The 21,170-nt window shown below is 69.4% G+C and carries 21 protein-coding genes; 14 read left to right on the forward strand and 7 right to left on the reverse strand.

Annotation, left to right across the window (positions count from 1 at the left end; genetic code table 11):
* The first annotated feature begins 87 nt into the window (after positions 1-87).
* The 6 genes from lptF (at position 88) to rsmA (ending at position 8,049) form a co-directional block, all read left to right on the forward strand.
* Entirely contained in the window at positions 88-1,233 is a 1,146-nt protein-coding gene (lptF, locus tag AC1RN0_RS15385) for an LPS export ABC transporter permease LptF (RefSeq protein ID WP_492788340.1), read from the forward strand.
* Positions 1,230-2,384, forward strand: coding sequence for an LPS export ABC transporter permease LptG (gene lptG / locus AC1RN0_RS15390; RefSeq protein ID WP_492788341.1), 1,155 nt, complete (start codon positions 1,230-1,232; stop codon positions 2,382-2,384). Before lptF ends, lptG begins: the two co-directional genes overlap by 4 nt.
* Complete coding sequence (locus AC1RN0_RS15395) at positions 2,381-4,648, forward strand: LPS-assembly protein LptD (protein ID WP_492788342.1); 2,268 nt, start codon at positions 2,381-2,383, stop codon at positions 4,646-4,648. Before lptG ends, AC1RN0_RS15395 begins: the two co-directional genes overlap by 4 nt.
* A gap of 92 nt (positions 4,649-4,740) precedes the next feature.
* Positions 4,741-6,069 (forward strand): peptidylprolyl isomerase, encoded by a 1,329-nt coding sequence (locus AC1RN0_RS15400; protein WP_492788343.1) that lies wholly within the window; start codon positions 4,741-4,743, stop codon positions 6,067-6,069.
* Complete coding sequence (gene pdxA, locus AC1RN0_RS15405) at positions 6,066-7,070, forward strand: 4-hydroxythreonine-4-phosphate dehydrogenase PdxA (protein ID WP_492788344.1); 1,005 nt, start codon at positions 6,066-6,068, stop codon at positions 7,068-7,070. Before AC1RN0_RS15400 ends, pdxA begins: the two co-directional genes overlap by 4 nt.
* A 166-nt stretch (positions 7,071-7,236) precedes the next feature.
* The gene (gene rsmA, locus AC1RN0_RS15410) at positions 7,237-8,049 is read left to right on the forward strand and encodes a 16S rRNA (adenine(1518)-N(6)/adenine(1519)-N(6))-dimethyltransferase RsmA (RefSeq protein ID WP_492788528.1); all 813 of its coding nucleotides are present in this window, start codon (positions 7,237-7,239) and stop codon (positions 8,047-8,049) included.
* A 146-nt stretch (positions 8,050-8,195) separates the two neighbouring features.
* On the opposite strand, the gene gmk is transcribed toward rsmA, so the two are convergent.
* The 7 genes from gmk to fabD all read right to left on the reverse strand — a co-directional run bounded on the left by gmk (position 8,196) and on the right by fabD (position 14,310).
* Positions 8,196-8,849: a guanylate kinase gene (gene gmk / locus AC1RN0_RS15415; protein WP_492788345.1), complete on the reverse strand. Its 654-nt coding sequence runs from the start codon at positions 8,847-8,849 to the stop codon at positions 8,196-8,198.
* The gene (locus AC1RN0_RS15420; RefSeq protein WP_492788346.1) at positions 8,839-9,720 is read right to left on the reverse strand and encodes a YicC/YloC family endoribonuclease; all 882 of its coding nucleotides are present in this window, start codon (positions 9,718-9,720) and stop codon (positions 8,839-8,841) included. Before AC1RN0_RS15420 ends, gmk begins: the two co-directional genes overlap by 11 nt.
* Entirely contained in the window at positions 9,721-10,746 is a 1,026-nt protein-coding gene (mltG, locus tag AC1RN0_RS15425; protein WP_492788347.1) for an endolytic transglycosylase MltG, read from the reverse strand. It abuts the gene before it with no gap.
* Entirely contained in the window at positions 10,743-12,023 is a 1,281-nt protein-coding gene (fabF, locus tag AC1RN0_RS15430; RefSeq protein WP_492788348.1) for a beta-ketoacyl-ACP synthase II, read from the reverse strand. The genes mltG and fabF overlap by 4 nt, the downstream gene beginning before the upstream one ends.
* A gap of 117 nt (positions 12,024-12,140) precedes the next feature.
* Positions 12,141-12,380 carry an acyl carrier protein gene (locus AC1RN0_RS15435; RefSeq protein ID WP_488900381.1) on the reverse strand — a complete coding sequence of 80 codons (240 nt, stop codon included), beginning with the start codon at positions 12,378-12,380 and terminating at the stop codon, positions 12,141-12,143.
* Between the two features lie 121 nt (positions 12,381-12,501).
* The gene (gene fabG / locus AC1RN0_RS15440) at positions 12,502-13,242 is read right to left on the reverse strand and encodes a 3-oxoacyl-[acyl-carrier-protein] reductase (RefSeq protein ID WP_492788349.1); all 741 of its coding nucleotides are present in this window, start codon (positions 13,240-13,242) and stop codon (positions 12,502-12,504) included.
* A 123-nt stretch (positions 13,243-13,365) separates the two neighbouring features.
* Positions 13,366-14,310, reverse strand: a complete 945-nt coding sequence (fabD, locus tag AC1RN0_RS15445; RefSeq protein WP_492788350.1) for an ACP S-malonyltransferase — start codon at positions 14,308-14,310, stop codon at positions 13,366-13,368.
* A gap of 104 nt (positions 14,311-14,414) precedes the next feature.
* Here fabD and AC1RN0_RS15450 point away from each other — a divergent pair, with 104 nt between their 5' ends.
* The 8 genes from AC1RN0_RS15450 (at position 14,415) to AC1RN0_RS15485 (ending at position 21,164) form a co-directional block, all read left to right on the forward strand.
* Positions 14,415-15,044 carry an HAD hydrolase-like protein gene (locus tag AC1RN0_RS15450; protein ID WP_492788351.1) on the forward strand — a complete coding sequence of 210 codons (630 nt, stop codon included), beginning with the start codon at positions 14,415-14,417 and terminating at the stop codon, positions 15,042-15,044.
* Between the two features lie 71 nt (positions 15,045-15,115).
* On the forward strand, positions 15,116-16,189 hold the full coding sequence (locus tag AC1RN0_RS15455; RefSeq protein WP_492788352.1) for a zinc-binding dehydrogenase: 1,074 nt from the start codon (positions 15,116-15,118) through the stop codon (positions 16,187-16,189).
* Positions 16,190-16,296: 107 nt separating this feature from the next.
* The gene (locus tag AC1RN0_RS15460) at positions 16,297-17,259 is read left to right on the forward strand and encodes a hypothetical protein (RefSeq protein WP_492788353.1); all 963 of its coding nucleotides are present in this window, start codon (positions 16,297-16,299) and stop codon (positions 17,257-17,259) included.
* 53 nt (positions 17,260-17,312) lie between these two features.
* Positions 17,313-17,852: a peroxiredoxin gene (locus tag AC1RN0_RS15465; protein WP_492788354.1), complete on the forward strand. Its 540-nt coding sequence runs from the start codon at positions 17,313-17,315 to the stop codon at positions 17,850-17,852.
* Positions 17,853-18,201: 349 nt separating this feature from the next.
* Positions 18,202-18,597 (forward strand): 30S ribosomal protein S6, encoded by a 396-nt coding sequence (gene rpsF / locus AC1RN0_RS15470; protein ID WP_492788355.1) that lies wholly within the window; start codon positions 18,202-18,204, stop codon positions 18,595-18,597.
* Between the two features lie 14 nt (positions 18,598-18,611).
* A complete protein-coding gene (gene rpsR, locus AC1RN0_RS15475) occupies positions 18,612-18,893 on the forward strand; it encodes a 30S ribosomal protein S18 (protein ID WP_492788356.1) in 282 nt (93 codons plus the stop codon).
* A gap of 13 nt (positions 18,894-18,906) precedes the next feature.
* The gene (rplI, locus tag AC1RN0_RS15480) at positions 18,907-19,491 is read left to right on the forward strand and encodes a 50S ribosomal protein L9 (protein ID WP_492788357.1); all 585 of its coding nucleotides are present in this window, start codon (positions 18,907-18,909) and stop codon (positions 19,489-19,491) included.
* 182 nt (positions 19,492-19,673) lie between these two features.
* On the forward strand, positions 19,674-21,164 hold the full coding sequence (locus tag AC1RN0_RS15485; RefSeq protein WP_492788358.1) for a replicative DNA helicase: 1,491 nt from the start codon (positions 19,674-19,676) through the stop codon (positions 21,162-21,164).
* The last annotated feature ends 6 nt before the right edge of the window (positions 21,165-21,170 follow it).

Consider the following 21,170-nt stretch of genomic DNA (forward strand, 5'->3'; position numbering starts at 1 on the left):
TTGTGTCGGCCTTGGACGGGCGTATAGAACGGGCAGCCCCCTGATTGGGGTTTTCCCTGACTCCAGACGGGCTCACCTTCCCACACGATGCGTCTGATCGAACGCTATCTGTTTCGCCAGCTCCTGACGCCGACGCTCCTCGCGGCGGCGGCGCTTGGCGCTGTGGGCCTGCTCAGCCAGAGCCTGGGCCAGCTCGACATCATCATCGAGCAGCGCCAGACGGCCTGGGTGTTCCTCAAGGTCATCGTCCTGGCGATGCCGCAGCTGCTGAACCTGATTCTGCCGATCGCCGTGTTCGTCGCCGCCCTGGTGGCGCTGAACCGTCTGCACGCCGAGCATGAGCTGGTGGTCTGCTACGCCGCCGGCATGAGCCGCTGGCGCGTCGTCTCGCCGGGCATCCGGCTGGCGGTCATGGCGACGCTGGTCGGCCTCGTGGTCAATCTGTGGGTCCAGCCGGCGTCCTACCGGGCGATGCGCGACATCTTCTACGCGGCCAAGTCCGACCTGGCGGCCACCCTCGTGCGGGAGGGCGAGTTCACCGAACCCGCCCCGCGCCTGACGGTCTACGGCCAGACGGTCGAGAGCGACGGCAAGATCCGCAACCTGTTCATCCATCACCGGACGGAAAAGGGCGGCGCCACCACCTACACCGCCCGCGAGGGCCGCATCACCTATCGCGAGGGCCAGCCCGTGCTGGTCATGCGCAACGGCTCCAACCAGGAATTCTCGCGCACCGGCGTGCTGAACTACCTGTCGTTCGACGAGTACGCCCTGGACCTGACGCCCTTCCTCAAGACCCGCGACGGCGTCACCTACGAGGCGTCGGACCGCTATCTGCACGAGTTGCTGTTCCCGGATCTGTCGAAGTCCTACGAGCGCAAGAACCGAACGAAGCTTATGGCCGAGGGCCATTCGCGGCTGGCCTCGCCGCTGTACAGCCTCACCTTCATGGCCATGGCCTTCGCGGCGGTGCTGGGTTCGAGCTTCAGCCGCCTCGGCTACGGCCGGCGCATCGCGGTCACCGGCGCGCTGGCGGCGCTGGTGCGGATCATCGGCTTCGCGGTGCAGTCGGCCTGCGAGGACAACCCGTGGCTCAACATCCTGCAGTATCTGATCCCGGTGATCGTCGCGGGCTGGGCCTTCAGCCAGCTGTTCCGCGATGTCGAGCGACGCAGCGGCTGGCGCGAATGGCTGCCGTTCGTGGCGGCCCGGGCGCGGGGGGTGGCGGCATGAGCCTCAATCTCGGTATCGGCCGCCTTGAGCGCTATGTCCTGACCCGCACCCTGGCCGGCGTCGCCGGGGCGCTGGCCGTCATCGGCGCGGTGATCCTGCTGATCGACTTCGTCGAGGTCTCGCGCACGGTCGGCGGCCGCGGCGACGCGGGCTTCCCGCGACTGCTGTGGCTGACGATGCTCAAGGCCCCGTCGACCATCCTCACCCTGCTGCCGTTCGCCTTCCTGTTCGGGACCCTGGCGGCCTTCGTCGGGCTGAACCGGCGCAGCGAACTGATCGCCATGCGCGCGGCCGGCGTGTCGGCCTGGCGGTTCATCCTGCCCGCCGCCGTGGCCGCCTTCGTGGTCGGGGCGGTGACCGTGGCCGCCCTCAACCCGCTGGCCGCCATGCTCGGCGCCGCGTTCGAGCGCTCGCGCACCGCCATCGCCGAGGAATTCCAGACCTCCACGGCCAAGGACACCTGGCTGCGCCAGGGCGACGCCACCAGCCAGGTGGTCATCCGGGCCCGCTCGCACGACGAGGTCAACGGCTCGGTGCGGCTCAAGGACGTCTCGATGTTCATCTACCGCGTCACCCCGAGCGGCGGGCTGGAGTTCTCGCGCCGGCTCGAGGCCGAGGAGGCGCGGCTGATGCCCGGCTACTGGCGACTGCGCGGCGTGCGCGAGGCGGCGCCGGGCGCGGGCTCGGTGCGTTCGGAGACCCTGTCGATCCCCTCGACGCTCGACGAGCAGGCGGCCATCGAGCGCTTCACCACGCCGGACGCCATCGCCTTCTGGCGCCTGCCGGCGACGATCCGCGGCACCGAGGCCGCCGGCTTCTCCGCCCTGCCCTACCGCCTGCGCCTGCACCAGTTGCTCGCGACGCCGCTGCTCTACGCGGCCCTGTCGGTGCTGGCGGCGGCTTTCTCGCTGCGGCTGATGCGGCTGGGCGGCCTGGCCGCCCTGGCCACGTCGGGCGTGGCGCTCGGGTTCATCTTCTTCTTCTTCAACCAGTTCTGCGGCGCGCTGGGCAAGGCCGAGATCCTGCCCGCCTTCGCCGCCGCCTGGGCGCCGCCGCTGCTGGCGCTGTTATCGGGCCTGACCCTCCTTTGCTATACGGAAGACGGGGGAATCGTGCGGACACGCGCCTCCGGGAGAAAGACCGCCTCATGAGCCACGCTAGACGCTCTGCCGGACGCGCCGGCCTGTTGGCCGGCGGCGCCCTGATGGCCCTGGCCTTCGCCGGTCCCGCGGCGGCCCAGCAGGCCGCGGCCGCCGCCGCCCCGACCCCCGCCGCCTCGCCCGAGGACGACGGACTGGGCGATCGCGGTTTCTATCTGGAGTCCGACGTCCTCATCCAGGACGACGGCCAGCGCGTGGTCACGGCCCGGGGCGAGGTCGAGATCCGCTATCGCGGCCGCACCCTGCGCGCCGGCGAGGTGGTCTACGACATCAAGAGCGGCGTGATCACCGCGCGCGACAAGGTGGTCATCATCGACCCGTCCGGCGCGGTCACCTTCGCCGACGTGATGATCCTCGACGAGGAACTGCGCGCGGGCGTGGCCCAGGGCTTCTCGGCCCGCCTGGCCAACAATGTGAAGATCGCCGCCGCCACCGCCGTGCGCCGCAGCGACACCGTCAACGAGCTGAACAAGGCGATCTACACGCCCTGCGAAATCTGCGCCGCCGACCCGACCCACCCGCCGACCTGGTCGATCCGGGCCGACAAGGTCGTCGAGGACCGCGACAAGCAGGTCATCTACTACCGCAACGCCGTCATCGAGATGTTCGGCATCCCGGTGTTCTACGCCCCGGTCTTCTGGCACCCGGACCCCAGCGCCGACCGCAAGTCCGGCCTGCTGCCGCCCAAGATCGTCGCCTCCGAACGCCGCGGCCTGTCGTACGAGCAGCCCTACGCCCTGATCATCTCGCCGTCGGAAGACCTGGTCATCAGCCCGCAGCTGAACACTAAGGTGAACCCGTTCGTGAACTTCCAGTGGCGGAAGCGTTTCGAGAACGGCCAGATCAACGCCCGCTTCGGCTACACCTACGAACACGACCTCGACGGCGACGGCGACCGGATCGGCGACCTGACCTCGCGCAGTTATATCCTCGCCGACGGCGCCTTCGATCTGGACGAGCACTGGCGCTGGGGCTTTGCCGCCGAGCGGTCGTCGGAAGACCTGCTGTTCGACAAGTACGACATCAGCGACGTCTACGCGCAGCGCGGCCTCGTCCCGTCCGACGACAAACGGCTGACCTCGCAGGTCTACGCCGTGCGCCAGGACGAGCGGTCCTACTTCAGCGTCGCCGCCGTCAGCATCCAGGGCCTGCGCCCCGGCGACAACGACCGCACCTTCCCGACCATCGCGCCGCTGATCGAGGGCTACTGGGAGCCGGACGCGCCCGTCTTCGGCGGCCGCCTGCGCGTCCGGGCCCGGGCCGTGGGCCTGACCCGCGAGCAGTCGCAGTTCGTCGCCAGCCAGCCCGGCGCCGACAGCCAGCGCGCCTCGGCCGGCGTCGACTGGCGCCGCACCTTCACCTTCGACAGCGGCCTCCGCCTGTCGCCGTTCGCCGAGGCCCGCACCGACGTGTTCGCGGTCAGCGACCTGCCGCCGCCCAACCTCGGCCAGAGCGACACCATCACCCGCGCCGTCGGCGTGGCCGGCGTCGACGTCAGCTACCCCCTCTATCGCCACGACGGCGACCGCACGGTGATCCTGGAGCCGCTGCTGCAGGTGGCGCTGTCCCCCGACAGCAAGCCCAACCCCCTGGTCGCCAACGAGGACAGCTCGGTCCTCGAGTTCGACGAGACCAACCTGCTGCGGGCCGACAAATTCCCCGGCTTCGACCTCTACGAGGGCGGCCAGCGGGTCAATGTCGGCGCCCGGGCGACCGTGCAGTACGACGACGGCCGCGGGGTCAGCCTGCTGGTCGGGCGCAGCTTCCGCGCCGAGGCCGATCCGCAGTTTCCGCTGCGCAGCGGCCTGCGGCCCAAGTCGTCCGACTGGATCGTCGCGGCCGAAGGCACGCCGGTGAACGGCTTCAACTTCTTCACCCGCGCCCGGTTCGACGCGGCGAACTGGGACGTGCGGCGGTTCGAGGTGGGCCTGAACGTCGACTTCGACCGCGCCCAGGGCTTCGTCCGCTATCTGCGCGACAACCAGGACATCACCGGCGCCCAGCGCGAGGACATCGACTTCGCCGGCGAGGTGATGGTCGCCGGCAACTGGGGCGTGACCTTCGCCGGCGTCCGCGACGTCGAGAGCGACGTCTGGCGTCGTCAGGAGCTCGGCGCCCTCTACCGCGACGACTGCCTCGATCTGGCGGTCGTCTGGGTGCATGAGGAAACCTATAACCGCTCGCTGGGTCCGTCCGACTCGGTGATCCTGCGCCTAACGCTCGCCACATTGGGCGATAAAGGCTACAGGCAATGAAATTCGGCCGGGCCCCCGCGTCTCCGCCGGGCCAAACTCTCAAGGGAACGACCAGATTGATGAAGTCGGCGCGTAGCATGACGGGCTTGGCGATGGCGGCTGTGTCCGTCGTGAGCCTTGGCCTGGCTCCCGTGGCGTCCGCGCAGGTCGCGCCGCCGCCCGCCGTCTATTCGCCGCCGGCCGCGCCGGCGCCGATCACGGCCGCCGACGCGCCGCTGCCGACCGTTTCGGAAAGCGTCGCGGCGGTCGTCAATGACGACATCGTCTCGACCTATGACCTGGTCCAGCGCATGCGCCTCCTGGTGCTGACCGCCGGCATCCAGCCGACCCAGGAAAACCTGCCGCAGCTTCAGCGCGAAGCCCTCCGCGGCCTGGTCGAGGAGCGCCTGCAGATGCAGGAGCTCCGTCGGGTCGAGAAGGAAAACAAGATCGAGATCGTCGCCAGCGACGCCGAGGTCGATGAGGCCATCGGCGACATGGCCAAGGGCGCCGGCAACATGACCGCCCCGCAGCTGATGGCCCAACTCGGCGCCGCCGGCATCGGTCCGGAAACCCTGCGCGCCCAGGTTCGCGCCGAAATCAGCTGGCAGGGCTACATCAGCGGCCGCTTCCGCTCGCGCCTGCGCGTCGGCCGCGACCAGATCAAGGCCACGCTCGACCGTCTGGCCGCCCAGGCCAGCAAGCCGCAGTACCAGATCAGCGAAGTCTACATCGAGGCCGCCCGGGTCGGCGGCATGGATACCGCTCTGCAGGGCGCCCAGTCGCTGATCGCCCAGATCCAGCAGGGCGCGCCGTTCCCGGCCGTGGCCCGCCAGTTCTCCGCCTCGCCCACCGCGGCCAACGGCGGCGACGCCGGATGGATCGGCGCGGGCGAGATGCCGGCCGAGGTCGACGCCGCCCTTGACCAGCTGCGCCCCGGCCAGCTGTCCCCGCCGATCCAGACCCAGGACGGCGTCTACATCATCTTCCTGCGCGACAAGCGGGCCGGCTCGAACATCACCCTGGTGACGCTCAAGCAGGTCGCCGTGCCGCTCGAGGAGTCCGCCACCCCGGAACAGGTCCAGGCGGCCGCCGCCACGCTCGAGGGCCTGCGCAAGAAGATCACCGGCTGTTCGGATCTGGAAGCCAAGGCCGCCTCGGACACGTCGGTGCTCGCCGGCGATCTGGGCGAGGCCGACATCAACACCCTGGCCCCGGACTTCCAGGCCGCGGTCGGCGCCACGCCGGACGGCCAGCTGTCACAGCCCATCCGCACCTCGATGGGCCTGCACCTGATCATGGTCTGCGGCCGTCGCGCGAGCGGCGCCCAGCTGCCCACGCCCGAACAGGTCGAGTCGCGCCTGATGAGCGTTCAGCTGAACAACATCTCCAAGCGGATCCTGCGCGACCTGCGCACCAGCGCGACCATCGAAACGCGGTGACGGCGGCGCCTCTGGCCCTGAGCCTGGGCGATCCCGCCGGGATCGGTCCGGAGATCACGGTCAAGGCGTGGCGGGCCCTGCGCGAGCAGGGTCCGGCCTTCATGGTCGTCGGCGACGCCCAGGCCCTGGCGTCCGCGCCCGGCGCGTCCGCTCCCGTGCGGGCGGTGCCCGGCCCCCGGGAGGCGCTCGAGATCTTCGGCGAAGCGATCCCGGTCCTCGACATCCCGCTCTCCACCCCGGTGGTCGCCGGCCAGCCCAACCCGGCCAACGGCGCGGCGGTGATCCGCTGGATCGAGACCGGCGCGGGCCTGGCCCTGTCCGGCGCGGTCAGCGGCCTGGTGACGGCTCCGATCGCCAAGGCGCCGCTCTACGCCGCCGGCTTCCGCTTTCCCGGCCATACCGAGTTCCTCGCCGACCTGACCGCCGCGGGCCTGCGCGACGGGCCGCGCGGACCGGTGATGATGCTGGTCGCCGGCGACCTGCGCGTGGCCCTGGTGACGATCCATACGCCGCTGGCCAGGGTGTCCGGCCAGCTGACAGTCGACGGCGTGGTCAACACCACCCTGGTGACCGCCCGGGCGCTGAAGCGCGACTTCGGCATCGCCGCGCCGCGCCTGGTGCTCTGCGGCCTCAATCCCCACGCCGGCGAGTCGGGCGAGATCGGCCGCGAGGAGATCGACATCCTGCAGCCGGCGGTGCGCGCCCTGGCCGACCTCGGCGTCACGCTGAAGGGCCCCCTGCCCGCCGACAGCCTGTTCCACGCCGAGGCCCGCGCCGGCTATGACGCGGCCATCTGCCTCTACCACGACCAGGCGCTGATCCCGGTGAAGATGCTCGACTTCTGGGGCGGGGTGAACGTCACCCTCGGCCTGCCGATCGTGCGCACCTCGCCGGACCACGGCACGGGCTTCGACATCGCCGGACGGGGCCTGGCCCGCGCCGACAGCCTGATCGCGGCGATCCGCCTGGCGGCAAGGATCGCGGAGCGGCGGGAGAGCTGAAGTCGGGCGATCGCCCCCCAAACCGTCATTGTCGGACTTGTTCCGACGACCCAAGCGTGATGTGTCCCCGACGTGGGCGCCGCGGCAAGGCTAAGCCCATGACGTCATCCACGGTGTCCATGGGTCGTCGGAACAAGTCCGACGATGACGGACGGGGAGCACCATGATCGATCTCGCGACCCTCCCCCCGCTGCGCGACAGCCTGACCGAGCACGGCCTGCTGGCCGACAAGAGCTTCGGCCAGCACTTCCTGCTGGACCTCAACATCACCCGCAAGATCGCCCGCCTGGCGGGACCGCTGGAGGGCGAAACGGTCATCGAGGTCGGCCCCGGTCCCGGCGGCCTGACCCGCGCCCTGCTGGAGGCCGGCGCGAAGGTCATCGCGGTCGAGAAGGACCCGCGCTTCCTGCCCCTGCTGCAGGAGCTGGCCGACGCCGCCGACGGCCGCCTGACCCTGGTGCAGGGCGACGCCCTGAAGGTCGATGAGGCGGCGCTGGCGGGCGGCCCCGGCCATGTGGTGGCCAACCTGCCCTACAACGTCGGCACGCCGCTGCTGATCAAGTGGCTGACGGGGCCGTGGCGGCCGCTGTCGATGAGCCTGATGTTCCAGAAGGAGGTCGCCGACCGCATCGCCTCGCCGGTCAATGACGACGCCTATGGCCGGCTCGGCGTCATCTGCCAGGCGCTGTGCCATGCCAAGGTGGTCATGGACCTGCCCGCCCGCGCCTTCACCCCGCCGCCGAAAGTGGCGTCGGCCGTGGTGCGGCTTGACCCCCTGCCCGGGCGGCCGCCGGAAGCCGAGATCGCCGCGCTGGAGAAGGTCACCGCCGCCGCCTTCGGCCAGCGCCGCAAGATGCTGCGCTCGAGCCTCAAGCTGCTGGGCGGCGAAGCGCTGTGCCTGAGGGCCGGCATTGATCCGGGCGTACGCGCCGAGACGGTGCCGGTGGAGGGGTTCCTGCGGCTGGCGCGGGCGCTTTGACGACGTGCGTCGTTCGAGCCCCGGATCCAGTCCGGGGTCGGCTGATGCCTCGCTGCTCACCATGACGAACGGAAGGGAAGCCCAACCCTCTACGTCATCCTGAGGAGCGATCCTTCAGGGTCGCGTCTCGAAGGACGCACCCCGCCCTAAAGCTCGGGCAATTCCTCGGCCAGCAGCTCGTCGACGAACGGCGCGATCCACAGGTTGCGCGAGGCCTTGCGGCGTTCGGCATGGTAGATGTGGGCGAGGTCGGCGTAGGCGCGGTCGAAGTCCTCGTTGAGGACCACGTAGTCGAACGACTCCCACTGCACCAGCTCGTCCTTGGCCCGGGCGATGCGTTCGCGGATGACCTCCTCGCTGTCCTGCGAGCGGGCCAGCAGCCGGCGGCTCATCTCGGCCAGCGACGGCGGCAGGATGTAGACCAGCACCGAGTCGTCCGGAGCCTGGGCGTGGATCTTCATCGCGCCCTGGTAGTCGATGTCGAACAGCGCGCTTTCGCCGCGGGCCAGGGCGTCCATGATCGGACCGCGCGGACTGCCGTAGCGGTTGCCGTAGACCTCGGCCCATTCGAGGAAGTCGTCCTGCTCGACCATGCGGTCGAACTCGGCGCGGTCGACGAAGTGGTAGTCGCGGCCCTCGTGTTCGCCGGGACGCGGCTGGCGCGTGGTGGCCGAGATCGACAGATGCAGGTCCGAATGGTCGGCGACCAGCCGGCGCGTCAGCGAGGTCTTGCCCACCCCCGACGGCGCCACGATCATCAGCATCAGGCCCCGCGTCCTGCGGGATTCCTCACTCGACATTCTGCACCTGCTCGCGGAACTGCTCGATCACCGCTTTGAGGTCGAGGCCGATGGCGGTCAAGGCCGGGGTGGCCGATTTCGAACACAGGGTGTTCGCTTCCCGCATGAATTCCTGGGTCAGGAAGTCCAGCCGCCGGCCGGCGGCCGCGTCTGAGGCCAGCAGGCCGCGCGCGGCGGCGACATGGGCGGTCAGCCGGTCGAGTTCCTCGCGCACGTCGGCCTTCACGGCCTGGGCGGCGGCTTCCTGGATGATGCGCTCCTCGGAGGCGGCCTCCCCGGCCAGCTCCTTGAGGCGACGGGCAAAGCGGTCGCGGATCACCACCGGCTGTCCCGCGGCTTCCATCTCGGCCGCGGCGACCAGGTCGGCGATGCGGTCCATCTGGGCGGTCAGCACCGGCAGCAGCGCCGCGCCCTCGGCCAGCCGCGAGGCCTTCAGGGCGTCCAGCGCGGCCAGCAGGCTGCTGGCCATGGCCGTCTCGACGGCCGCCCTGACTTCGGGGTCGTCCTCGGCGTCGACGGCCTCCAGCACCCCGCGCAGGGCCAGCAGGCCGTCGGCGGAGGGCGTCGCGGCCCGGCCGGCCGCCACCATCGGCTCCAGCAGCGCCAGATAGCGGTTCAGCTGCTCGACATTCACCGAGACGGCGACCGTCGACTCGGCCCGCTTGGCCTGCAGCCCGACGTTCATCTGGCCGCGCTGGAAGCGGGCCTGGGCGCCGTCGCGGACGGGCTTTTCCAGGTGCTCGAAGCCCGGCGGGCCGCGGAAGCGGACTTCAAGGTTGCGGCCGTTGACCGAGCGGGCCTCGACGGCCCAGGACCACGGCCCCTCGGCCCCTTCGACCCGGGCGAACCCGGTCATGCCCGAGAGCGCCACCTACTTGCCCGTCCGGGCGCGCCAGGCGCGCCATTTCTCGACATTGCGCGCGTGCTCTTCGTAGGTCGCGGCGAAGGCGTGGCCGCCCGAGCCGTCGGCGACGAAGAACAGGTAGTCGGTCGCCGGCGGATCGAGCACGGCGGCCAGCGAGGCCCGGCCGGGGTTGGCGATCGGCGTCGGCGGCAGGCCGTTGATGGCGTAGGTGTTGTACGGCGTCGGCGCCTGCAGCTCCGACAGCAGGATGCGGCGGCCCAGCGGCCGGCCCTTGGTGATGCCGTAGATGATCGTCGGGTCGCTCTCCAGCCGCATGCCCTTGAGCAGGCGGTTGACGAACACCGAGGCGACCTGCGGCCGCTCGCGGGCGACGCCGGTCTCCTTCTCGACGATCGAGGCGAGAATCACCGCCTCCTCGGGCGTGCTGATCGGCAGGCCTGGCTTGCGCTTGGCCCAGAGGGTCGCCAGCAGCTTGTCGCGGGCGTCCATCATCCGTTGCAGCACCGCCGCGCGGTCCTCGCCACGCTGGAAGTCGTAGGTTTCCGGCAGGACCGCGCCCTCGGGCGGGGTCGGCGCCTCGCCGGTCAGGGCGGTTTCCTTGTTGAGGATGTCGATGACCATGTCCGAGGTGATGCCCTCGGGGATGGTCACCTGGTGGCGCACGATCCGGCCGGCGCGGATGTCGGCCAGCACGCGGGCCATCGAGGCCTTTGACGGAAACTCATACTCGCCGGCCTTCAGCCTGCGCGCGCCGCCGGTCATCTGGGCGGCGGTGATGAAGATGGCGCTGGAGCGGATCACATGCGCCCGCTCGAGCGAGGCGGCGATCTCGTTGAGGCCCGCGCCCTTGCGCAGCATGACCACGGCCGGACGGCCGTCGCGGGTCGCCGGACCCGGCCCCTGGTAGCTCCAGGCGCCCCAGGCCCCGACCATCAGCAGGGCCAGGGACAGGGTCGCGAAGGCGCTGGACGCCATGATCAACAGGCGGCGCATCAGCGGCAGGCCGGAGGATCGGGTCGCTTTGCGGCTCACGGGGCCTTCTTGAAGATCACGCAGGCGTTGGTGCCGCCGAAGCCGAAGCTGTTGGACATGGCGACATCGATGACCATCGGTTTCGCCTTGTGCGGGACAAGGTCGATCGGGGTGTCGAACTCGGGGTTGTCCAGGTTGATCGTCGGCGGCGCGATCTGGTCGCGCATGGCCAGGATCGAGAAGATCCCCTCCACCGCACCGGCCGCGCCGAGCAGGTGCCCGGTCATCGACTTGGTCGAGGACATGGCCACGTTCTTCGCATGATCGCCGAGCAGGCGGGTCACCGCGCCCAGTTCCAGGCCGTCGGCCATGGTCGAGGTGCCGTGGGCGTTGACGTAGTCGATGTCGCTGGCCGCCAGGCCCGAGTCCTTCAGCGCCGCCGTCATGGCGCGGAAGCCGCCGTCGCCGTCCTCGGACGGGGCGGTGATGTGATAGGCGTCGCCCGACAGGCCGTAGCCCGCGACCTCGGCGTAGATTTTCGCGCCGCGCGCCTTGGCGTGCTCGTACTCTTCCAGCACCAGGATGCCCGCGCCCTCGCCCATGACGAAGCCGCCGCGGTCCTTGTCATAGGGGCGCGAGGCCGTCTCGGGCTTGTCGTTGAAGTCGGTGGCCATGGCGCGGCAGGCGATGAAGCCGGCGACGCCGATCGGGCAGATCGAGGCCTCGGCCCCGCCGGCGATCATGATGTCGGCGTCGCCGTACTTGATCAGCCGGGCCGCGTCGCCGATGGCGTGGGCGCCGGTGGCGCAGGCGGTGACCACCGAGTGGTTGGGGCCCTTGAAGCCGTAGCGGATCGACACCTGACCGGAGGCCAGGTTGATCAGGGCCGAGGGAATGAAGAACGGGCTGATCCGCCGCGGGCCCTTCTCGGCCAGTTCGAGCGCGGTCTTTGCGATCGTCGCCAGGCCGCCGATGCCGGAACCGATGATCACGCCGGTGCGCAGCGCGGTTTCCTCGTCGACCTCGGTCAGGCCGGCGTCCTTCACCGCCTCGTCGGCGGCCGCCATGGCGTAGAGGATGAAGTCGTCGACCTTGCGCTGGTCCTTGGGGGCCATCGTGTTGTCGGGGTTGAACGCGCCCTCGACATCGGGGCCGCCGCCGCCGCGTCCGTCGACGCGCGGGATCTCGCAGGCCACCTGGCAGGCGTACTCTTCGGGATCGAAGGTGGTGATCCGGCCCGCGCCGGACTTGCCGGCCAGGATGCCTTTCCAGGTCGTCTCGACGCCATGCCCCAGCGGGGTCAGAAGGCCAAGACCGGTGACGACGACACGCCGCATGGGATCAACTCCTTCGCCCCGGAATCGGCCCGGGGTCAGCTCAAAACGAAGCCGCCGCGCGCGTCGGGGACTCCCGACACCGCGCGGCGGTGAATCGACCGGAAAAGGGTCAGCGGATCAACCGCCGACTTTCTCCGAGATGAACTTCACGGCGTCGCCGACCGTCTGGATATGTTCAGCGGCGTCGTCGGGGATTTCGATATCGAATTCCTCTTCGAAGGCCATGACCAGCTCGACGTTGTCGAGGCTGTCGGCGCCCAGGTCGTCGATGAAGCTGGCCTTCTCGGTGACCTTTTCGGGATCGGCGTCGAGGTGCTCGATGACGATCTTACGCACGCGCTCGAGAATGTCGGACATTCGTTCTGGTCCTCTTTAGGTCGTTAGTTGTCCGGCCGCCGAAGCGGTCTGCGGAATTCGGGGCTTCGCTATCATGTTCCATCCGGAGTGACCAGCGGCCAGCCGACGGAGCATGTGTTCGTCAGATCATCGCCATGCCGCCGTTCACGTGCAAGGTCTGACCTGTGACATAGGCGCCTTCATCGCTGGCGAGATAGACGCAGGCCGCCGCGACATCCTCGCCGGAGCCCAGCCGGGCGGCCGGGATTTTCGCAAGGATTGCAGCGCGTTGCGCCTCATTGAGCTCCTCCGTCATCGGGCTGGCGATGAACCCGGGGGCGACGGTGTTCACCGTCACGTTACGGGTCGCCACTTCCTGGGCCAGGGCCTTGGAGAAGCCGATCATGCCGGCCTTCGAGGCCGCGTAGTTGGCCTGGCCGGGGTTGCCGGTGACGCCCACGACCGAGGTGATTCCGATGATCCGGCCCCAGCGGCGCTTCATCATGCCCTTCAGGGCGGCGCGCGACAGGCGGAAATAGGACTCCAGGTTCACCTTTATGACCTGTTCCCAGTCGTCGTCCTTCATCCGCAGCATCAGCCCGTCGCGGGTGATGCCGGCGTTGGCCACCAGGATGTCGATCGGAAGGCCGGCCGCGGTCTCGGCGGCGGCGATCAGGCCGTCGACGCTGTCGGCGTCGGACAGGTTGGCGGCCACCGCGCTGGTGCGGTCGCCCAGCTCGGCGGCCAGCACTTCAAGCGCCGCCTCGCGGGTGCCCGAGAGCACGACATGCGCGCCCTGGGCGTGCAGCGCCCGGGCGATGGCGCCGCCGATGCCGCCCGTGGCGCCGGTGACGAGGGCGGTCTTGCCGGTGAGGTCGAACATTCTCTTCTCCCGCTCATCCCGGCGAAGGCCGGGACCCAGGTTTGTTTATGTTCCTGTCCGCATTCACCGGGCGATCTGAAATGGCCTGGGTCCCGGCCTTCGCCGGGATGAGCGGAACAGGGGCTAGAGGCTCTTCGCGAACGCTTCCAGATCGGCCGGCGTGTTCAGCGGGATGGCTTCGGCGTCGGGGGCGATGCGCTTGGCCATGCCGGACAGCACCTTGCCGGCGCCGGCCTCGGCGAAGCGGGTCACGCCACCCTCGCCGGCCAGCCAGAGCATGCTCTCGCGCCAGCGGACGCGGCCGGTGACCTGTTCGACCAGCATCGCGCGGATCGCTTCGGGATCCAGCGTCGGGCGGGCCGTCACATTGGCCACCAGCGGCGCGCGGGGCGCGAGGATGGTCGTGCCGGCCAGGGCCGTGGCCATCTCGTCGGCCGCCGGCTGCATCAGCGGGCAGTGGAAGGGCGCCGAGACGTTCAGCGGAATGGCGCGGGCGCCCAGCTCCTTGGCCTTCTCGATGGCGCGGTCGACGCCGGCCCGGTCGCCGGAGATCACCACGTTGCCGTTGTTGTTGTCGTTGGCCACGACGCAGACGCCGACCTCGGCGCCGGCCGCGGCGGCGGCCTCGGCCAGGGCCACGTCGGTCTTGGGCCCGATCAGCGAGGCCATCGCCCCCTGCCCCACCGGCACGGCGCGCTGCATGGCCTGGCCGCGCAGCTTCAGCAGACGGGCGGTGTCCGACAGGCTGATCGCGCCGGCGGCGGCGAGCGCCGAGTACTCGCCGAGCGAGTGACCGGCGACGAAAGCGGCCTTTTCGACGGGGACGCCCATTTCTTTTTCAAGCACGCGCATGACCGCGAGGCTGACCGCCATCAGCGCCGGCTGAGCGTTTTCGGTCAGGGTCAGGTCGGCCTCCGGCCCCTCGCGCATCAGCCGCGAAAGCTTCTGCGACAAGGCGTCGTCGACTTCCTGGAACACTTCGCGGGCGCTGGCGAAGGCCTCGGCGAGGTCGGCGCCCATGCCGACGGTCTGGCTGCCCTGGCCGGGAAAGATGAAGGCGAGGCTCATGGGGTCCTCTCCGAAAAAGTGACGAATCCGGCGCGCACGGTTAGGGGAAAGGGGCACAACGGGCAACCGTCACGGTTTTTCCGCTCCGCATCGGGATGAATTCATTGGCCGCGTACAAACTGGTCATCTTCGACTTCGACGGCACGCTCGGCGACACCTTCGGCTGGATGCTGGATACGTCGGACGCGCTGGCCGACAGATTCGGCTACCGCAAGATCGACCGCAGCCAGCTCGACACCCTGCGCCATCTCAGCGCGCGGGAGATGATGAAGATCCAGAAGCTGCCGGCGCTGAAGCTGCCGGCGATCGCCGCCCACTTCCAGAAGCTGATGACCGCCGACGCCGGCAAGATCGCCCTGTTCGACGGCGTGCCGGAAATGCTGCGCGCCCTGCACGGCGCCGGCGTGCATATCGCGGTGGTCAGCTCCAACTCCGAGGAGAACATCCGCATCGTGCTGGGCCCGGAGCTCTGCGAGCTGGTCGGCATGTTCAACTGCGGGGCCTCGATGTTCGGCAAGGCCAGCAAGTTCCGCAAGGTGGTCAAGCGGTTCGGGGTCAAACCGGGCGAGACGATCAGCATCGGCGACGAGATCCGCGACCTGGACGCCGCCCGCGAAGTCGGCCTGGCCACGGGCGCGGTGTCCTGGGGGTACACCGCGGCGGAGGCGTTGAGGGTCCAGAAGCCGGACCTGATGTTCGAGACCGTCGACGCGATCGCCGCCCGCCTGCTCTGACCGTTTCAATCCCGCTGGCGTTGCCGTGGCGTCATCGCCTAGCGTGCGTCAAAACATAAGGGAGAGAGACCATGCGCGCAGTCGTGCGGCGAGCCGGGAAACTTGTCTGTGACACCATCGAGGAGCGCGATCCCGGCCCCGGCCAGGTGCGGGTCAAGACCCTCGCCTGCGGCATCTGCGGTTCGGACCTGCACGCCCTGCACTACCTCGATCACATGGTTGAGATGGGTCGCCGCGCGGGCGGCGGCGGCGACATGGACCCGAAGAAGGACATCGTCTTCGGCCACGAATTCTGCGCCGAGGTGCTCGAGGGCGGCCCCGGCGCCAACCGGTTCAAGGCCGGCACGCGGGTCGTCTCCATGCCGGTCAACATGGGCCCGGACGGTTTCGACGCGGTGGGCTATTCCAACAAGTATCCGGGCGGCTTCGCCGAGCGGATGATCCTGACCGAAGGGCTGCTGCTGGAGGTGCCGAACGGCCTGTCCACCGACCACGCCGCCCTGACCGAGCCGATGGCCGTCGGCGTTCACGCCGTGGCCAGCGCCGCGCTGGACAGCAATTCCGTCTGCCTGGTGCTGGGCTGCGGCCCCGTCGGCCTGGCGGTCATCGCCGCCCTCAAGATGCGCGGGCATGGCCCGATCATCGCGGCCGACTTCTCGCCGCGTCGCCGCGCCGCCGCCGAGGCCATGGGCGCCGACGTGATCGTCGATCCGGCCGAGACCGGTCCGCACACCAAATGGGCCGAGTTCGGCGTCCCCTCGACCCTGGCCGGCATGCAGGCGGCGATGTTCGGCGGCCAGAGCTTCGGCCGGCCCGTGGTCTTCGAATGCGTCGGGTCTCCCGGCGTGCTGCAGAGCGTCATCGAGGGCTGCCCGCCCAAGGCCCAGATCATCGTCGCCGGCGTCTGCATGGAGCCGGACAGGATCGAGCCGTCGCTGGCGATCAACAAGCAGCTCGATCTGCGCTTCGTGCTCGGCTACCAGCCGGATGAATTCGCCCAGACCCTGACCGACATCGCCGAGGGCCGGATCAACGTCGAACCGATGATCACCGCCAAGGTCGGCCTGGACGGCGTCGCCCAGGCTTTCATCGATCTGGGCAATCCGGAGTCCAACGTGAAGATTCTCGTTGAACCCGGCCTCTGATCCATGCCCCCCGTATAGGGCATTGCCGGAACCGCTCGGCGGTTTAGGCGTTCGGAGCCGTCGGGGCGCTTGCCCCGACGTTTGATCGTCAGTTCCGCGGGGCCGCCTTGAAGAAGATCGTATTCGGGCTTGTCGCTGCGCTGGTTTCGGCCGGCGCGGTGCTGGCCGCGAGCCAGCCGCCGGACGCCGTGCGCCGGTCCGTACAGGCCGAGATCGATGCGACGACGGCCCCGTCGGCCGACGACGAGCCGGACTACAACCCGCCCCACCTCGTCGCCCCGGCCGGCATGTTCCACCGCGCCGACATCAACAACGACAGCGTCACCGACTGGGTGGTCGACTTCGAGAAGGCCCCCAACCCGTCCTATTTCTGCGGCACCGGCGGCTGTGTTCACCGCATCTATGTGTCCAACGCCTCAGGCGGCTGGGATCTGGCGATGGACACCCAGGTCCGCGCCTTCAAGCTCCGCCGCAGCAAGGGCCGGACCCTGCTGAACGTCGACTTTCACGGCTCGGTCTGCGGCGGCTTCGGCGTCGACCCCTGCCCGCGCGACTACGCCTGGTCCGAGACCGCCGGACGCTTCATCGGCCGCGTGAGTCCGATGGGCGAGACCTTCCTCATCGGCGGCCCGGTCCGGCTGGCGATTCCGCCCCAGGCCAGCCTGCCGGGCCCGGTGCTGGCCGCCCTCGCCGACCGGACTGCCAGGTGCAAGGCCGTGGGCGCGACCTATCCCTATGAAGAGGCCTATGTAAGCGAGGTCGACGACCTCAACGCCGACGGCCGTCCCGACTGGGTGGTCGGCGGCGAGTACGACGGCTGCATGTCCGACGGCTCGATCGACAATGCGCCGGTATTTGACCTGACGGTCTTCGTCAGCGCCCCCGCGGGCTATGTCGTCGGCTGGCGTGACGAAACCCGCGCCTGGGGCCTCGATCTCGCCGGCGGCAAGCCGACCTTCGTCACCCTCGAGGGCGCCGAGGACTGCGGTCTGAACGGCAAGCACTGCCAGCGGACCTACTGGCGCTGGAACGGCTCGGCCCTGGTAAGCAAGGCCGCCGAACAACCCTGACTGGACGCGGGCGCGGGACGGTCTAACTATTCGCGCAACCGGGAGATCAGACCATGAAACGCCTCGCCGCCGCCGTACTCGCCCTCAGCCTCGTCGCCGCCCCCGCTTGGGCGGCCCTCAAGGTCGGCGCCAGCGCGCCGGACTTCAGCTCCACCGCCTTCCTCGCCGGCAAGCCCACGCCCTACAAGCTGTCGGAAGCTCTCAAGAAGGGCCCGGTCGTGCTGTACTTCTTCCCCTCGGCCTTCACCTCCGGCTGCACCGCCGAGGCGCACGAGTTCGCCGTCGCCACGCCCGAGTTCGCCGCCATGGGCGCCAGCATCATCGGCGTCACCGCCGGCCGCGTCGCCGAACTGGCCGAGTTCTCCAAGAGTGAATGCCGCAACGCCTTCCCGGTCGCCGGCGTGACCAAGGACACGATCAAGGCCTACGACGCCACGCTGGCCTTCAATCCGAACATGTCGGACCGCACGACCTACGTCATCGCGCCGAACGGCAAGATCCTGCTGGCCTACACGGCCCTGACCGACCCGCTGTCGCACATCGCCAAGGCGAAGGAAGCCGTCGCCGCCTGGCGCAAGGCGCACCCGAAGTAGGGATAAGGACGCCTGGGCGGCGGATATAGTCCGGAGGCGACGTCACGGGTCTATCCAGGCGTTCAGCAGCACTCATGGCGTTCTCCCGCGGCGTCCAGCCCAGGCCGTCGCCGCGGACGCACCTTGAGGCACGTCAAGCCGCGCCCGACGTCGCCCCCCGAAACCGGCGCCAGCCCTCGCCACGCTTGCCTTTCCGGCCAATCTCGCTTACTAGCGCGCCCTTCACGGAAGGCGGTCTCTCGCGGAGCCTTTCAGGTCGGGAAACTCCCGGCCGCCGCGAACAGACCCATCGTGACCCCGGGAGCTTCCGCCCGGGGCCGCGCCGCCTTCCAAACGGAAGAAGGAAAACATGGCGCTTTACGAACACGTGCTCATCGCACGGCAAGACATCTCGCCCCAACAGGCTGAGCAACTCAACGAGGACATGAAGGCCCTGATCGAAAGCCTTGGCGGCCATATCGCCAAGATCGAGTACTGGGGCCTGCGTAACCTCACCTACCGCATCAAGAAGAACCGCAAGGGTCACTATTCCCTGATGGCGATCGACGCCCCGGCGTCGGCCGTGAAGGAAATGGAACGCCAGCTGTCGATCAACGAAGACGTGCTGCGCTTCATGACCGTCCGCGTCGAGGAACTCGACCTGGAACTGTCGCCGGTTCTGGCCCGCCGCGATCGCGATCGCAGCGACCGCCCCGAACGTCCCGAGCGCGGCGACCGCCCGCGTGAAGACTTCGCCGCGGCCTAAGGGAGAAGAAGATCATGTCCGATACCGATATCTCCCCGGAAGCCCCGGCCGCCGCTCCGGCCGCCGCCGGCGCCCGTCGCCCCTTCTATCGTCGCCGCAAGGTGTGCCCGTTCTCGGGCGCCAACGCGCCGAAGATCGACTACAAGGACGTCAAGCTGCTGCAGCGTTACGTCTCCGAGCGCGGCAAGATCGTCCCGTCGCGCATCACCGCCGTCTCGGCCAAGAAGCAGCGTGAGCTGGCCCGCGCCATCAAGCGCGCCCGCTTCCTCGCCCTGCTCCCCTACGTCGTGAAGTAAGGGAACCGGACCGATGAAAGTTATCCTGCTCGAACGCGTGGAGGGCCGCGGCGCCCTCGGTGATGTCGTCACTGTCAAGGACGGCTTCGCGCGCAACTACCTCCTGCCCCGCCACAAGGCCCTCCGCGCCACGGCCGCCAACCTGAAGGTCTTCGACGCCCAGCGCGCCGATATCGAGGTTCGCAACGCCAAGGCCAAGGAAGCCGCCGCCCAGGCGGGCGAAGCTCTCGACGGCACGTCCTACATCCTGATCCGTCAGGCGGGCGAAACCGGTCAGCTGTACGGCTCGGTCTCCGGCCGCGACGTCGCCGACATGGTCAACGCCGCCGGTGGCAAGATCGATCGCGCGATGGTCATTCTCGACAAGCCGATCAAGACCCTGGGCGTTCACCCCGTGAAGGTGAAGCTGCACGCGGAAGTCACCGTCTCGGTGAACATCAACATCGCCCGCTCCGCGGACGAAGCTGAGCGTCAGGCCAAGGGCGAGAACGTCATCGCCTCGCAGTACGACGAAGACGTCGCCCTGGCGGCGGAAGCCGCGGCCGACATGGTCGAAGGCGGCGCCGGCTCACACGAAGGCTTCGGCGACGACCGCTAGGTCGTTTCCACAGGCTTGAAAATCAGGGCGGTCCGGGTTTCCCGGGCCGCCCTTTTTCATTCTCGCGAATGTGTAGGCCGGCAGACCTTTGGTCGTGCGAACATACACGGAACTCCACAACTGAATCGCGGGTGCGACGGATCGGTCCGCGCGGCCCGCGGACGATTTCGTTAACTAGTCCCATGGCTCTCGTTCCCGCGCTCGATCTCCGTCCCGTCCACACCGACACGCCTCTGGCCGTGGCGCCGTCGAATATCGAAGCCGAGCAGGCGCTGCTCGGCGCCCTGCTCTACGACAACGCCGCCTATGAACGGCTGAGCGACCGGCTGCAGGCCCGCCATTTCTACGAGCCGTTCCACCAGCGGCTGTTCGCGGCGTTGGAGTCGCACATCCGCAAGGGCCAGCTGGCCGAGCCGATCCTGCTGGCCGACGAGTTCAAGAAGGACCCGGCGTTCGAGGAGCTGGGCGGCCTGCGCTACCTCGCCGACCTCGTCGACCGCGCCCCGCCGGCCGCCAACGCCAGCGACTACGCCCGCGCCATCTATGACCTGGCCCTGCGCCGGGACCTGATCCGCATCGGCGGCGAGATCACCGTCGAGGCCCAGGCCCACGACGCCGATGTCTCGGCCCGCGACCAGATCGAGGCCGCCGAACAGAAGCTCTACACCCTGGCCGAGAGCGGCACCTCCTCGACCGGCTTCGTCAACTTCGCCGACGCCCTGACCGGGGCCGTGCAGATGGCCGCTGAGGCCTACAGCCGCGACGGCGGCCTGGCCGGCGTCTCGACCGGCCTGACCGACCTCGACAAGCAGCTGGGCGGCCTGCACCCGTCGGACCTGCTGATCCTCGCCGGCCGCCCGTCGATGGGCAAGACGGCGCTGGCCACCAACATCGCCTTCAGCGTCGCCCGCGCCTACGCCTGGGAGCCGCAGCCGGACGGCACCCGCAAGACGGTCAGCGGCGGGGTCGTGGCCTTCTTCTCGCTCGAAATGAGCGCCGAACAGCTGGCCATGCGTCTGCTCGCCGACGTGTCGGGCGTCTCGTCGGACCGCCTGCGCAAGGGCGAAATCGACGCCAGCGAGTTCGGCCGCGTCCGCGACGGGGCCATCGAGGTGCAGGAAGCGCCGCTGTTCATCGACGCGACCGGCGGCCTGTCGATCTCCAAGCTGACCGCCCGCGCCCGCCGGCTGAAGCGCCAGCACGGCCTCGACCTGATCGTCGTCGACTACCTGCAGCTGGTGACCACTGACGGCGGCGGCAAGGACGGCAACCGCGTGCAGGAGGTCTCCGCCATCACCGGCGGCTTGAAGGCCCTCGCCAAGGAGCTGGGCGTGCCGGTCATCGCCCTGTCCCAGCTCTCGCGTCAGGTGGAAAACCGCGAGGACAAGCGGCCGCAGCTCAGCGACCTTCGGGAATCCGGCTCGATCGAGCAGGACGCCGACGTGGTCATGTTCGTCTATCGCGAGGCCTACTACCTGAGCCGCGCCGAGCCCCGCGAGGGCACGCCCGAGCACATGACCTGGCAGGAAGACCTGGAGAAGATCAACAACGTCGCTGAAGTGATCATCGGCAAGCAGCGTCACGGCCCGATCGGCACGGTGAAGCTGCACTTCCACGGCGACACGACCAAGTTCGGCAACCTCGCCCGCGAGGGCCGGTTCGACGTTCGGTAGGACAGG

Source organism: Caulobacter sp. GW821-FHT12F03 (assembly GCF_058806855.1).

What these genes read in the sequence shown, in the direction of transcription:
- rpsF (WP_492788355.1), top strand. Translation starts at nt 18,202, where the DNA reads ATGGCGCTTTACGAACACGTGCTCATCGCACGGCAAGACATCTCGCCC.
- rpsR (WP_492788356.1), top strand. Translation starts at nt 18,612, where the DNA reads ATGTCCGATACCGATATCTCCCCGGAAGCCCCGGCCGCCGCTCCGGCC.
- AC1RN0_RS15395 (WP_492788342.1), top strand. Translation starts at nt 2,381, where the DNA reads ATGAGCCACGCTAGACGCTCTGCCGGACGCGCCGGCCTGTTGGCCGGC.
- fabD (WP_492788350.1), bottom strand. Translation starts at nt 14,310, where the DNA reads ATGAGCCTCGCCTTCATCTTTCCCGGCCAGGGCAGCCAGACCGTCGGC.
- gmk (WP_492788345.1), bottom strand. Translation starts at nt 8,849, where the DNA reads ATGTCGAGTGAGGAATCCCGCAGGACGCGGGGCCTGATGCTGATGATC.
- lptF (WP_492788340.1), top strand. Translation starts at nt 88, where the DNA reads ATGCGTCTGATCGAACGCTATCTGTTTCGCCAGCTCCTGACGCCGACG.
- lptG (WP_492788341.1), top strand. Translation starts at nt 1,230, where the DNA reads ATGAGCCTCAATCTCGGTATCGGCCGCCTTGAGCGCTATGTCCTGACC.
- rplI (WP_492788357.1), top strand. Translation starts at nt 18,907, where the DNA reads ATGAAAGTTATCCTGCTCGAACGCGTGGAGGGCCGCGGCGCCCTCGGT.
- fabG (WP_492788349.1), bottom strand. Translation starts at nt 13,242, where the DNA reads ATGTTCGACCTCACCGGCAAGACCGCCCTCGTCACCGGCGCCACGGGC.
- AC1RN0_RS15485 (WP_492788358.1), top strand. Translation starts at nt 19,674, where the DNA reads ATGGCTCTCGTTCCCGCGCTCGATCTCCGTCCCGTCCACACCGACACG.
- AC1RN0_RS15435 (WP_488900381.1), bottom strand. Translation starts at nt 12,380, where the DNA reads ATGTCCGACATTCTCGAGCGCGTGCGTAAGATCGTCATCGAGCACCTC.
- AC1RN0_RS15465 (WP_492788354.1), top strand. Translation starts at nt 17,313, where the DNA reads ATGAAACGCCTCGCCGCCGCCGTACTCGCCCTCAGCCTCGTCGCCGCC.
- AC1RN0_RS15400 (WP_492788343.1), top strand. Translation starts at nt 4,741, where the DNA reads ATGGCGGCTGTGTCCGTCGTGAGCCTTGGCCTGGCTCCCGTGGCGTCC.
- fabF (WP_492788348.1), bottom strand. Translation starts at nt 12,023, where the DNA reads ATGCGGCGTGTCGTCGTCACCGGTCTTGGCCTTCTGACCCCGCTGGGG.
- AC1RN0_RS15455 (WP_492788352.1), top strand. Translation starts at nt 15,116, where the DNA reads ATGCGCGCAGTCGTGCGGCGAGCCGGGAAACTTGTCTGTGACACCATC.